The sequence below is a fragment of the Pseudomonas fluorescens genome (genome assembly GCF_902497855.1).
GTDB lineage: Bacteria > Pseudomonadota > Gammaproteobacteria > Pseudomonadales > Pseudomonadaceae > Aquipseudomonas > Aquipseudomonas fluorescens_BI.
Map to the genome: position 1 here is coordinate 133,325 of NZ_CABVHU010000017.1, position 12,021 is coordinate 145,345.

9 protein-coding genes and 2 pseudogenes are annotated in these 12,021 nt (G+C 57.5%); 7 read left to right on the forward strand and 4 right to left on the reverse strand.

All coding sequences use genetic code 11. The features are described from left to right. Window positions 1-212 precede the first annotated feature (212 nt). From F8N96_RS35520 to F8N96_RS27960, 3 genes and pseudogenes are all read right to left on the reverse strand, one after another. Window positions 213-320: pseudogene (locus F8N96_RS35520) on the reverse strand (integrase); the annotation flags it as partial. A gap of 192 nt (window positions 321-512) precedes the next feature. After that, window positions 513-1,724 carry a hypothetical protein gene (locus F8N96_RS27955; RefSeq protein ID WP_224789615.1) on the reverse strand — a complete coding sequence of 404 codons (1,212 nt, stop codon included), beginning with the start codon at window positions 1,722-1,724 and terminating at the stop codon, window positions 513-515. 469 nt (window positions 1,725-2,193) lie between these two features. After that, window positions 2,194-3,087 carry a LysR family transcriptional regulator gene (locus tag F8N96_RS27960; RefSeq protein WP_150800541.1) on the reverse strand — a complete coding sequence of 298 codons (894 nt, stop codon included), beginning with the start codon at window positions 3,085-3,087 and terminating at the stop codon, window positions 2,194-2,196. 94 nt (window positions 3,088-3,181) lie between these two features. Here F8N96_RS27960 and F8N96_RS27965 point away from each other — a divergent pair, with 94 nt between their 5' ends. The 3 genes and pseudogenes from F8N96_RS27965 to F8N96_RS27980 all read left to right on the forward strand — a co-directional run. After that, on the forward strand, window positions 3,182-4,348 hold the full coding sequence (locus tag F8N96_RS27965; protein WP_150800542.1) for an MFS transporter: 1,167 nt from the start codon (window positions 3,182-3,184) through the stop codon (window positions 4,346-4,348). A 169-nt stretch (window positions 4,349-4,517) separates the two neighbouring features. Then, window positions 4,518-5,009, forward strand: a complete 492-nt coding sequence (locus F8N96_RS27970; protein ID WP_150800543.1) for a phosphate-starvation-inducible PsiE family protein — start codon at window positions 4,518-4,520, stop codon at window positions 5,007-5,009. Between the two features lie 859 nt (window positions 5,010-5,868). Beyond that, window positions 5,869-6,183 (forward strand): annotated as a pseudogene (locus tag F8N96_RS27980) (DUF1214 domain-containing protein); the annotation flags it as partial. Window positions 6,184-6,421: 238 nt separating this feature from the next. On the opposite strand, the gene F8N96_RS27985 reads toward F8N96_RS27980, so the two are convergent. Next, window positions 6,422-7,333, reverse strand: a complete 912-nt coding sequence (locus F8N96_RS27985) for a LysR family transcriptional regulator (RefSeq protein ID WP_150800544.1) — start codon at window positions 7,331-7,333, stop codon at window positions 6,422-6,424. A gap of 161 nt (window positions 7,334-7,494) precedes the next feature. On the opposite strand from F8N96_RS27985, the gene F8N96_RS27990 reads away from it, so the two are divergent. The 4 genes from F8N96_RS27990 (at window position 7,495) to F8N96_RS28005 (ending at window position 11,580) form a co-directional block, all read left to right on the forward strand. Beyond that, on the forward strand, window positions 7,495-8,826 hold the full coding sequence (locus F8N96_RS27990) for an MFS transporter (RefSeq protein WP_150800545.1): 1,332 nt from the start codon (window positions 7,495-7,497) through the stop codon (window positions 8,824-8,826). Window positions 8,827-9,027: 201 nt separating this feature from the next. After that, window positions 9,028-9,636: a nuclear transport factor 2 family protein gene (locus F8N96_RS27995; RefSeq protein ID WP_150800546.1), complete on the forward strand. Its 609-nt coding sequence runs from the start codon at window positions 9,028-9,030 to the stop codon at window positions 9,634-9,636. After that, window positions 9,633-10,706 carry a maleylacetate reductase gene (locus F8N96_RS28000; RefSeq protein ID WP_150800547.1) on the forward strand — a complete coding sequence of 358 codons (1,074 nt, stop codon included), beginning with the start codon at window positions 9,633-9,635 and terminating at the stop codon, window positions 10,704-10,706. The genes F8N96_RS27995 and F8N96_RS28000 overlap by 4 nt, the downstream gene beginning before the upstream one ends. A gap of 10 nt (window positions 10,707-10,716) precedes the next feature. Continuing rightward, on the forward strand, window positions 10,717-11,580 hold the full coding sequence (locus F8N96_RS28005; RefSeq protein WP_150800548.1) for a dioxygenase: 864 nt from the start codon (window positions 10,717-10,719) through the stop codon (window positions 11,578-11,580). Window positions 11,581-12,021: the final 441 nt, after the last annotated feature.

Here is a 12,021-nt window from a genome sequence, read left to right on the forward strand (position 1 = left end):
CGGTTTCCACTTCAATCTGGAGCATGCCTGGCATTTTCCACGGCGCCCGTTGAGGCCAAACTTTGTCGAGGCATGACCATCCGACTTCTGTTGTCGCGACAACCTGGTGGCCTGGTGTAAGACGTACGACGCTCTAGCGTGCTGTCTCAGAATTATTGTTTCGAAGACATCGGCTCATAGGGTGCGCGGTGCGCACCAGAGCCTAATACACCGAGCGCCAGATCCCGTGTCTTCTCCGCGAGCTGGAGTCTTACGCGGATGGCCCAGATATCTCTGACTCGGAGCGGCGCCTTTTGCCCGACGAGCTTTCCCTTGTTCATTGAACAACCAGCGAAACAGATCGCTGTCCCGGAAACGGCCGTGACGATTCTTGGAAAACGTCGAGTGATTGGGTACTAAGACAGCGCCAAGGCTGCGCTTGCCCAGTTGACTGTTCCACTTATAGAGGTTGGGGTGCGGCAGAAAAAATTTCGGTAATGACAGAAATTTACCCTTGCGCCTTGGCGCAACCATCATCGGCACAGATCGGATCGATCGGGTTGCACCGCATTGCGCAAATCAAAATCGGTTTCCTCGACTCCATTCTTTGTCAGCGATATCCAATGAATTGAAGAGGGATTTCGCATCAATCCGAGGCTCCCGATATAGGACCAGATCAGCGGCGAGCGCTGCACAGCTTTCAGCTTGATTGAAGAGGGTGTGAGCTCCAGGTGCAGAAGGCGGTTGTCTTGCGAAGGCGTATAGGCGATATTCTCGCTGGCGACAACATCGGCTCCCCTCACAGTTGCCGGCATGCATTCCAACGTCGCGCTGACTTTGCCGTCGTTGTTGATCAAGTACGCAAAACCTTTACCGTTCACCGTTGTACCGGTCACGAGAAAACGATCGATCAATGGAATATATTTGGCTTTGTAGGTGTAGTAATTCAAGCCGGATCTCAGGATCTTATGGGCGGAGAGTTTCCCGGTCTCAGGATCGAGTACCGTTATCTTCAAATTTGCAGAGGTTTGATCAGGTACGAATTGTTGCCAGACCAGTAGCGCGCGATTGCTGGAACCAGCAATCATCGGCCACCATTCACGCCGCTGGGGTGCGACATCGGACGTACTGAGCAGGTGGCCGTGACTATCGAAGACCTTTGCATATACACCATTGCCGGTACCGAGATCATCGACACCGCCACCGTTGACCCAGTCCTCGGAATACAACACGACGAAATGCTTTCCTGCCGCGGCAACATGGCCGGAATGTCCGCCGGTCGCAACGTCGCGCGGATACGGCGCGATCGGTCGCAGCTTCGCATCGTAAACGCCATAACGTTGATTGACTTCGTTCGTGGTGTTCCAGCCGTCTTCAAACGAAAGCATGACATTGCCGTCCGTTGTTTGGGCGACCGACACCGGTTCTTGCGCTTCCGGCCTTTTGATGAATAGTGTGGGCGGACTGATCCGCGTATCATTGATTCCCCATTTCGAAAGGTAAATGTCGTGCGGCCAGTTGCCGTTTTCGTCCTCGCCTTTTGGTGGAATTCCGGAACTGCTAATGAAAATCAAAAAACGGCCGTCGGCCCCTTTGACCGCTTCGATGCCATGCATATAGGAGCGCAAATCTTCCTGGTCGTGCGGCCGTGCTTGCGCATTTGCCACGCTTAAGCAGAGCGCACCAGCGCATAACGCGGCGCGTGCCAAAGAGTGAGCGAACCGCTGATGTGGGTTACTGTTCATGTGTGTGTTTTCCATCCCACAATATCCCTCACCCGCGCTACACCGTGGACCTTGTCGAGTGTCGCAATGCTGTGCGGTATCGACTTCTCGCCAGCCAATAAAATCCTCATTTGTTGAGCTTAGCAATAGGGCAACCATCAGCCAGCAGCGATCATTCGTCAAACTCACTCGCCCCCGCAGGACAATTGCCAGGCTGCAAGCTCGCTCGGTTGATTTGTCGACGTGTCCAGTGCGCGGGCGATCCCTGTATTTCTCGTACACCAGAAACGAAAAAACCGGCTCGCGCCGGCTTTTTCCCCCTCCAACCAGATGGTCAAGCCACGCCGGTCGTGAGGGTTGCCTTACTGGAACAATCGTGAGCTTTGGCATTGATGGGTCGTCCGCACGTCTTAAATGGCCGAGTGCACTTAAAAATGTTTTGGTCACTTCAACATCACGAGTACCCGGAAATATCAGCTTACGCCTCCGCTTACATCCGGTGATGTTCCAGCAAGAAGTCCACGAACAATCGCACCCGCGCCGGCATTGCCGCCCCGCCGACGAACACCGCATGAATCGGTTCCTGGTCCCCGGGGTTCCAGGCTTCCAACAGCGGAATCAGGTCGCCGCGCTGCAGATCCTCGCTCACGCTGAACTCACCGATACGTGCAATGCCGGCACCTACTCGCGCGAGTTGTGCCAGCGCTTCACCACTGCTGCATTCGATGTTGCCGCTGACCTTTAGGGAAAACTCTTTTCCATCGCGGATGAACGGCCAGTTGGGTTCGGCACGCCGGAAGTTGAAGCGCAGGCAGTTGTGCTGTAACAGGTCTTCCGGTTCCTGGGGGATGCCGTGGCGCTGCAGATACTCGGGCGATGCCACCACTACCTGGCCGGTGTCGCCGATCCTGCGCGCGGTCAGCGGGCTGTCGGGCAGATGGCCAAAGCGGACCGCGACGTCGGCCTGCCCGCCGAGAATGTCGACTACTTCGTCGCCGAGGGTGAGGTCGACGACGATGTTCGGGTAACGGGCGCTGAATGCTGCGACCAAGGGAACGATGGCCAGCCGCCCATGGCCAAGGGCGGCACTGACCCGCAATCGCCCCCTGGGTACGCCCTGGTCGGCGATGGCTTCTTCGACCTCATCCATGTCGGCCAGGATACGCCGGGCGCCGCGCAGGAACGCTTCGCCCTCGGCAGTGAAGGTGATCGCGCGGGTGGTGCGCAACAGTAGGCGGGTGCCAAGACGTTGCTCGGTGCGCGCGATGATCCGACTGACTGCCGAAGGTGTCAGGCCCAGTGCACGCGCGGCGGCCGACAGGCTGCCTTCCTGCGCCACGGTGGTGAACACGCTCATTTCACCTGACCTGCCGCTGAAATCCACTTGTGCCTCCTGCGCAAAGGTGATTGCCAAAAATGCTATCTACCGCCTGAAAAGACTGGATCGTAGCATTAGCGGCATAGATAAGGAGCCTTCCATGCGTATCAATCCACCACTTGTCGCGCTCGCCATCGGTGCCTTTGGCATCGGCGTAACAGAATTCGCCCCCATGGGCATGTTGCCGGGTATCGCTGCGGATCTGGGCGTTTCCATTCCCGCCGCCGGTTTGCTGGTCAGTGCTTATGCGCTAGGCGTATTGCTCGGCGCACCGCTGATGACCCTGACCACCGGCAGGATTCCCCGGCGCTATCTGCTGATCGGGCTTATGGCGATTTTCACCCTGGGTAATCTGATGTCGGCCCTGGCCACCGATTACTACAGCCTCATGGTCGCCAGGGTGGTGACCTCACTGAACCATGGTGCATTTTTTGGCGTTGGCTCCATCGTCGCCGCCAGCGTGGTCGCCCCGGAGAAACGTGCCGGGGCGGTTGCGGCGATGTTCATGGGCCTGACCCTGGCGACCATCGGCGGTGTGCCGCTGGCCGCCTGGTTTGGTGAACTGTTCGGTTGGCGCACCGCTTTCTGGGGAATTACCGGCCTCGGCGTGGTGACCATGGCCGCGTTGTGGTTCGCCCTGCCTGACCTGAAGACGCCGCAAAGCGTCGGTGTAATGACCGAAATTCGGGTACTGGGGCGTGGTCCGGTGCTGGGTGCGTTGGCCCTGACCGTAGTCGGATCGAGCGCAATGTTTACCGTCTTCACCTACATCGCGCCGATCCTCAGCAGCGAGACCAATAGTTCCACCGCCTACATCACCGCCATGCTGGTGCTTTTTGGTGTGGGGTTGACGCTGGGCAATATGTGGGGCGGCAAGGCCGCCGACCGCTCGATAGATCGCACCTTGATCGTCTCGCTAAGCGTTCTGATTCTCGTCTTGCTGGCGTTCACCCTGCTGATGCGTTGGACGGTGCCGGCTGCTCTGGCCATCCTGATATGGGGTATCGCCAGTTTCGCCCTGGTGCCCCCGCTACAGATGCGCGTCATGGAAGCAGCGAAGGACGCGCCCAATCTTGCCTCTGCGGTGAACATTGGCGCCTTCAATTTTGGCAACGCGATTGGCGCAGCGCTGGGCGGAGCGGTGATCAACGCTGGTCTGGGTTATCCGGCGATTTCCCTGGCCGGAGCGGCGATGGCTGCTCTGGGGCTGCTGATGGTGTTGGCTTATGCCTGGCGTTCCAGAACGATTGAAGCAGCAGTGGTGTGACGACGATGGGGGGAGTGGTTCGTTACCATCCAAGAAGCTTACCTTCTGGATGCAACTGGTTCCGGGATAGATGATACTGGTTGCTCTTGAAATGGCTAGAACCGTCACTGTCTCGCCCGTCGTAGGGCCATGGCGCGGGCTCCATGGCCATGAACTGGAGGATTCGTCCATGACGAAGCGCGGGCTATCAGAACCAGACTCCTCTTTTAAACGTTTCCGGGTGCAATGGGCGCTGATGAATGCTTATGAGAGGTTCGAGCAGATAATCGTTTTCGCCCTGAGCCTTATCATCGCCAGCGTGATCCTCATGGCGATGCTCCAGCTCTGTCGGCGCCTGCTTCCCATGTTGATATCGGGGACAATCGATCCGCTCGACCATGACGTGTTCCAGTCGATTTTTGGCTCGATCTTTACCGTCCTGATTGCGCTGGAATTCAAGCATTCGATAGTTCGCCCAGCGCTACGACGTGACAGCATCGTCCAGGTGAAAACTGTTCTGTTGATCGCTCTGTTGGCGCTCAGTCGCAAATTCGTGATTCTGGATTCGATGACTACACCAGCCATTACTATTGCCGCGCTGGGTTTCGCTACACTTGTGCTTGGCATCGTGTGCTGGCTTCTCGGCAAACAGGGTGGCGATTCAAAGGTTGATGGGGAATAAATAGATATGCGCTTACCCGAATGACCTGCTAAAGCTGAACGGAGGCATTCACAACGGGTGTCTGCCTTCGGAGGTTCTAGTCTTTATATAGATTTGAACGCACACGGTGGCGTGACCTTTCTGTCAGGGCACAATCAACGCCCGCAGGCCTGGCGATTTATGGATGGCGGTAGCGAGCAATATCACGTCAGTCGCCAAGGCATTACCGTCACCGAGCCCAACGCCTATGTCGAGTGTGGCGTCGCAAGCTTTCGCATTCTTCAGGCACCAGGTATTACGCTGGACCCTTTGCTGGCGGACGGAACTTTGGTTGAGGTGCTGCGCCCCTATCGCCCACGCCCAAGGCCGGTGTAAGTGCTGTATCCCAGTCGCTCGCATCTGGCCCCGCAGGTTGAGGTCTTTGTTGATTGGGTGCATGAACAATTTCCCAAACTCTATGGGCGCTGGCGGGAGAGTTAGGAGGGTACTAAGCGGTGAAGTTGAACCTGCCAAAGGACCACCTCCGACCCATAGCAGTCTTTGGCGGACCTCAAGAGTTAATCTCTGGGCTGTCCGCATTTGGCCGCTGATCACGATTGCCTGTTCTCCAAGCCAGATGGTCCTTAACGGCGGCGAGTAAATGTTAAGGAACTGAATCTGAGCTGCGTCTCGTATTCATCGCGGCGATAAGACGTACAAATAACGCGCACGATCTTAGCTGCGCAAGGGGATGCTGGCTTACTGTGATCTACACTCCCTGGGCGTGTGAGTTGGCGCTTTGCCACAGAATTTACTTAGTCGCCAAGTAAAGAGGCAGACCTGAATTTCAGTGGGTCGCGGTCTGGGTGGGGGGCACGCCAGTCGATCAACAAAAAACCTTCTGCCGCCAGTCAATGCCTTCTGGTCAGTGACCATGTACGACGGCAAGAGCCAGCTGCTGGTCAAGAATCCGCTCAACCGATACCTGATCAATTCGCCGATGCTGTCGGCGATGAAGAAAAACACGGATGGTTCACTGACGCTGTACATCCAGAAAGACTCACCCGGCAAGGCTAAGGAGGCAAACTGGTTGCCCGCGCCTGACGACACCGTCTTTTTGGTAATGCGCCTCTACTGGCCGAAGACCGCACCCCCTTCGATTCTTCCCGCTGGTGACGGCAGCTGGCAGCCGCCGGCGCTGGTGGTCACGAAGTAAATATTGCGACCCTTTGCGTTCAGTTAAAGAGCAACCCCTGCAGTTAAAAACTGCAGGGCGCGGTGGCTTTTAACCTTGACTTGAGACCGGCTAATGGGCGTCCCTTTTTTCCTTTTTTCCTTTTTTCCTTTTTTCCTTTTTTCCTGGTCCCCTTTTTCCTGCGTCCCCTTTTTCCTGTTGTCCCTTTTTCCTGTCCCCTTTTTCTTTTTTCCCTCTGTCGACGGGCGACTCAATGGCCTTATTCGACCATGCCCTCCACCGCTATGCGCAGTTCGCTGCAGAACCATTTCAACGCGCTCGATTGTTCACTGCGCACGTGCCAGTGCAGGTTCACATAGAACGAAGGGATCTTGAACGGCAACTCCAGCATCTTCAGTGGGCCTGTCACGGGATGGCGACAAAAGCTGCCGGCAATTTGTGACGGCAATATCGTCAGCATGTCCGTGCCGGGCAGGACATTGGGCAGTACCGAAAAATGAGGCAGGCGCAGGCGCACCCGCCGTTTGATCTTCAGTGTTTGCAACACCTCTTCAGGCATGTTGTGCATGGCGTTGGAATTCACCAGCACATGGGGCTCCGCCAGGAACTGCTCCATGCTGAGTGATTCGCCTACCCGCGGATGATCGGCCGCGAGCACGCACACGTAGTGCTGCAACAGCACGGGATGGTAGGTGATGCCCGGCCCGGCCAACACCCGACTGCAAATCACCGCATCGACATGCCCTTCATTGAGCCACTGCGCGGCCAACTCGATATTCACTGGGATCACTTCCAGTTCAACGAAGGGTGCGACCCGATTGAGATGCCCCAGGACCCTGGGCAGGAACGCCAGTTCGCCCATGTCCGACAAGGCCAGGCGGAAACTGCGCGTGGAAGTGGCGGGATCGAATTTGCGGGCCTGGGCGATGGCTGAATCGACGTTCTGCGACACATCCTTGAAACAGGCGTAAAGCGAGTTGGCGAGCCGCGTGGGCTGCATGCCGTTGCGATTGCGGATGAACAGCGGATCGTCGAAATGCTCGCGCAACTTGCCCAGGGCGTAGCTGATGGAAGGCTGCGTGACATGCAACCGTTCGGCGGTTGCCGTGACGCTTGCGGTCTCATGCAAAGCCACAAACGTCGGGATCAGATTCAAATCGAAGGTGCTCATCAGCTACCCCTCACCTCTATAAGTGCTCTCTATATTGTAACCATCAAATATTGATTGGTTGCATGGAAAGATAGTTTTTAGACTGAACTGACCACGCACCGGAGCAGTGGGCGGGGTACGAGCGCAGCCGCGTCTTACAATAACAAAAGAGATTTTTGCCGATGGCCACTCATGACGTTCTAGAAGTCGCGGAAACCGCACCAATGGGCCGCTTCCATTACGGACTGCTGTTCTGGTGTTCCTTCATCATGATGTTCGATGGATACGACCTGGTGATCTACGGGTCGGTGGTGCCCCAACTGATGGAGCAGTGGTCATTGCCAGCCGTGCAGGCAGGCTGGATGGGGAGCGCAGCGATATTCGGGATGATGTTCGGCGCTTTGACACTTGGGCCTTTGGCCGACCGTTTCGGTCGCCGGCCCGTCATTCTGCTGGCGATCGGGCTATGCAGCCTGACCGCGTTGGGCAATGCATTTGCCTGGGATGCATGGAGCTTCGCAACATTGCGATTCATCACCGGGATCGGCCTGGGCGGGACGATTCCCAATATCGTTGCCCTGATCAATGACATGGCACCCAAGTCCCGTCGCAACCTCATGACCACCGTGATGCTCGGCTGTTACTCGCTGGGTGCACTCTTGTCGGCATTGGTCGCCCTGCTGGTGCTATCGCGTTTTGGCTGGGAATACACGTTCGTCATTGCAGGACTGCCGCTCTTGGCGATGCCCTGGATGTACCGTTACCTGCCTGAGTCCCTGCCGTTCCTGGTCGCCCGCGACAAAATTGCCGCAACGGCACTGTTGCGCCGCATCCATCCCACCATCGACGTTGAAAAACTGCGCTGGCCCACACTGGACACACGACGGGGTTCTGCATCTGTATCCGGTCTGTTTACCGAGGGCCGGGCGATTAACACGCTGGCCTTGTGGATCGGCTTTGGCATGTGCCTGCTGATGGTGTTCGGCCTCAATACCTGGCTGCCGAAGATCATGGTGGCGGGTGGTTATCCCCTGGTGTCCGGCCTGATGTTCCTGGTCACCCTGAACCTGGGGTCCATCGTGGGTGCACTGAGCAGCGGCTGGCTGGCCGATCGCTGGGGCAGCAAGCCCACGCTGATGCTGTTCCTGGCACTGGCGGTCGTTTCACTGTGCATCCTGGGTATCAAGCCCGGACCACTGCTGTTGAACCTCATGCTATTGCTGGCCGGCGCGGCTACCGTTGGCAGCCTTGCGGTGATTCACGCATTCGCCGCGCAGCAATACCCCACCGACATCCGTTCGACCGGCATCAGTTGGTGTTCGGCCATGGGACGCTTGGGAGGCGTAGCCGGGCCTGCCTTGGGTGGCTTGATGCTGAGCATGAACCTGTCACTGCAAATGAACTTCATCCTGTGCTCCGTGCCGGGGGTCATTGCCCTGGTGGTGGTGGCGATCGTGACTCGACGCAATGTCGAGGTGCTCTCCTCGGTCCAGTTGCAGGATTCGAAAGCCTGACAGACGCCTGATCCATCGACGTCCATCGATCCGATCCAAAAGAAACCCGGCCGAATGTGCTTCGCGGGTTTCTTTAGGAGATGTGCCGTTACCTCAAGCCTGCTTGGCCACAGCAATACCGACGATTCCCGGGAGATCAGCTCCTCCGGAGAAAATGCAATGCCTGTCTCGTTTCCATATCAAAACAAAAAGGTGAAAATGATGAATCAGCAATTGGTCGATCGTCTGGCGATCCGTGAAACGCTGGAAAACTGGGTCGTCTGGCGCGACGCCGGAGACTGGGAACGCTTCGCCACCGTGTGGCACCCCCAGGGCCGCATGATGGCCACCTGGTTTCAGGGCACAGGTGAAGAATTCATTCACGTTACGAAAGAAGGCTGGGCCAAAGGCGTCAGTATCCTGCATTTCCTGGGCGGCAGCTCCATCGATCTGAGCGAATGTGGCACGCGCGCCATCGCGCAGACCAAAATGACCATTTCACAACGCGGCAAAGTCGAAGGCCACGACTGCGATGTGGTCTGCACCGGGCGCTTCTATGACTTCATGAAAAAAGAAAACGGTCAGTGGCTGGTCCTGCTGCGCCAACCTATCTACGAGAAGGACCGTGTCGATCCGGTCATCCCTGGCACTCGCATCGAAATGCAGGCGGACATTCTCGAAAGCTTCCCCGAGGGCTATCGCCACCTCGCCTATATCCAGCATCAGATCGGATACAAGGTTAAAAAGGACATGCCCGGCATCCGTGGCCCTGTCGTCGAAGCGCTCTATCAGCGCGGCCAGCAATGGTTGGCCCGGGGAGTGCTCGAATGACCGCGCCGATAACCGATTTCATCTATGAAGGATTGCCACATCGAGTGGTGTTCGGCCGGGGCCGACGACTGCAGGTAAGCGACGAACTTGCGCGGCTTGGCTGCCGGTCACCGATGATCATCTGTACACCCGAGCAACGGTCGATGGCGCAGACGGTTGCCGCGCCACTGGGCGAGACCGCGCAAATCTTCAGCGAGGCGACGATGCATACGCCCCTGGGCGTCACCGAGAAAGCGCTGGCGGCCGTTGCCTCGCACGGTGTCGATTGTCTGATCGCGATTGGCGGAGGTTCGGCCATCGGGCTGGCCAAGGCCATCGCGCTCAGAACCGATCTGCCGCAAATCGCGATACCCACCACTTACGCCGGTTCCGAGGTAACGCCTATCCTCGGCGAAACCAGCGAAGGCGAAAAACGCACCCAGAAGACCCTCAAGGTCCTGCCTGAGGTGGTGATCTACGATGTAGATCTGACGATGTCGCTGCCAGTGGCTTTTTCGGTCACCAGCGGCATCAACGCCCTGGCTCACGCCGTCGAGGCTTTGTATGCGCAGGACGGCAACCCGATCATTGCGCTGATTGCCGAGCAGGGCATCACGGCAATGGTCGAATCGCTGCCGGTACTGGTGAAAAACCCGCTGGATGTCGATGCACGCCTCAAGGCCCAATACGGCGCCTGGTTGTGCGGTACCTGCCTGGGTTCGATCGGCATGGCGCTGCACCACAAGGTATGCCACGTGCTGGGCGGCACCTTCGATTTGCCGCATGCCTCGACTCATGCCGTGATACTTCCTCATGCACTGGCCTATACCGCACCGGCCATTACCCCGGCGATCCAGGTGCTGCAGCGCGTGTTGAAGTCCGAGCAACCCTGGGTAGCGCTGCATGCACTGAATGTGGAACTGGGTGCGCCGACCTCGCTCGAGTCCATCGGCATGCCCCGCGACGGCATTGAAAAAGCGGTGCAACTGATCCTGAAAAATGCGTACAAAAATCCGCGCCCGCTCGAAGAAGTCGCGCTGACAGGCATGCTCGAACGTGCGTATGCCGGTGCCGTACCGGTCAGTGAATAGGGATTGATCCATGCGAAATTTCAACGAAGAAAACATTACCGGTGCCGTTTTGGCCGCGGTCCGGCAAGGCTCGTCGTCTCGCGACAGGCAAGTCAGCGAAGCGGTCGTACGCCACCTGCATGCCTTTGTGCAAGAATTGCGGCCGACACAGGACGAGTGGCGCAAGGCAATAGACTTCCTTACCGAGACTGGCAAGTACTGCTCGGCAACCCGCCAGGAGTTCATCCTGCTGTCGGACGCCTTGGGGGTTTCGATGCTGGTTGACGCCATCAATCACAACAATGATGAAGGCAGTACGCCCACCACGGTGCTCGGTCCTTTCTATTACGACGCATCCGAATTGATGCCGCTGGGCAGCAATATCGCCAATACGCCATCGGGTGACCTGATGCACGTGGAGGGTCGCGTTCGACGTGCCAATGGCGAGCCCATCCAAGGCGCAGTGGTGGAGGTTTGGCACGCCGATCATGATGGTTTCTATGACGTGCAGTTGTGCGAAGGGCATGATCTCCTGGACCGTCGAGCGGCTTTTCGTACCGATGATTCGGGCCGGTTCTGGTTTCGTTCACGGGTTCCGCTGCATTACCCGATCCCCGCCGACGGCCCGGTCGGGCGCATGCTCGAAACCCAGGGACGTCACCCTAATCGCCCAGCCCATGTGCATTTCATGATTACCGCCGCCGACTGTGAGCAGTTGGTCACCCACGTCTTTCTTGAAGGCGACCCCTATCTGGATTCAGACGTGGTGTTCGGCGTCAAGGATGGTTTGATCGTCAAACTCGTCGACCACGCCGCCGGCGAAACCCGGGACGGTCATCTGTTGGAATGCGCGATGGCAGTCCTTCACTATGACTTCGTGCTCGCCGACGGCTGACACGTTCAGGTCATTGAAGCGCTCATACAGGAACGTCAGATGTTAATGATGCGCCCTGAAAATGAATTCGCTTCAAGCTCCGGGAACACAGCAACCCTGCAGGAGCCGGTTTGCCGGCGATGGACGCAAGTGCGCCGCGTTTAACCAGTCCGCCCGCATTATCGTTGACGATCATCGCTGGCAAGCCAGCTCCTACACCTTCTGCGGCGTAAGACAATCCAGGAGCCCACCACCCCCTGTAGGAGCCGGCTTGCCGGCGATGGACGCAAGTGCGCCGCGTTTAACCAGTCCGCCCGCATTATCGTTGACGATCATCGCTGGCAAGCCAGCTCCTTGTATCTCGACTATCGCTCCATCAGGAGCGATAGTTCTCGACTGATCATCGAGGGAGGGACCTGGAAGCCGTGCAGCTCCTTAGGCTTTGTGCCTGTGATGTAGATT

Bases quoted from the DNA above. Each gene is read 5' to 3' on its own strand.
- F8N96_RS28005 (WP_150800548.1), top strand. From the start codon at position 10,717: ATGCGAAATTTCAACGAAGAAAACATTACCGGTGCCGTTTTGGCCGCG.
- F8N96_RS27970 (WP_150800543.1), top strand. From the start codon at position 4,518: ATGACGAAGCGCGGGCTATCAGAACCAGACTCCTCTTTTAAACGTTTC.
- F8N96_RS27955 (WP_224789615.1), bottom strand. From the start codon at position 1,724: ATGAACAGTAACCCACATCAGCGGTTCGCTCACTCTTTGGCACGCGCC.
- F8N96_RS27965 (WP_150800542.1), top strand. From the start codon at position 3,182: ATGCGTATCAATCCACCACTTGTCGCGCTCGCCATCGGTGCCTTTGGC.
- F8N96_RS27995 (WP_150800546.1), top strand. From the start codon at position 9,028: ATGAATCAGCAATTGGTCGATCGTCTGGCGATCCGTGAAACGCTGGAA.
- F8N96_RS27990 (WP_150800545.1), top strand. From the start codon at position 7,495: ATGGCCACTCATGACGTTCTAGAAGTCGCGGAAACCGCACCAATGGGC.
- F8N96_RS27985 (WP_150800544.1), bottom strand. From the start codon at position 7,333: ATGAGCACCTTCGATTTGAATCTGATCCCGACGTTTGTGGCTTTGCAT.
- F8N96_RS28000 (WP_150800547.1), top strand. From the start codon at position 9,633: ATGACCGCGCCGATAACCGATTTCATCTATGAAGGATTGCCACATCGA.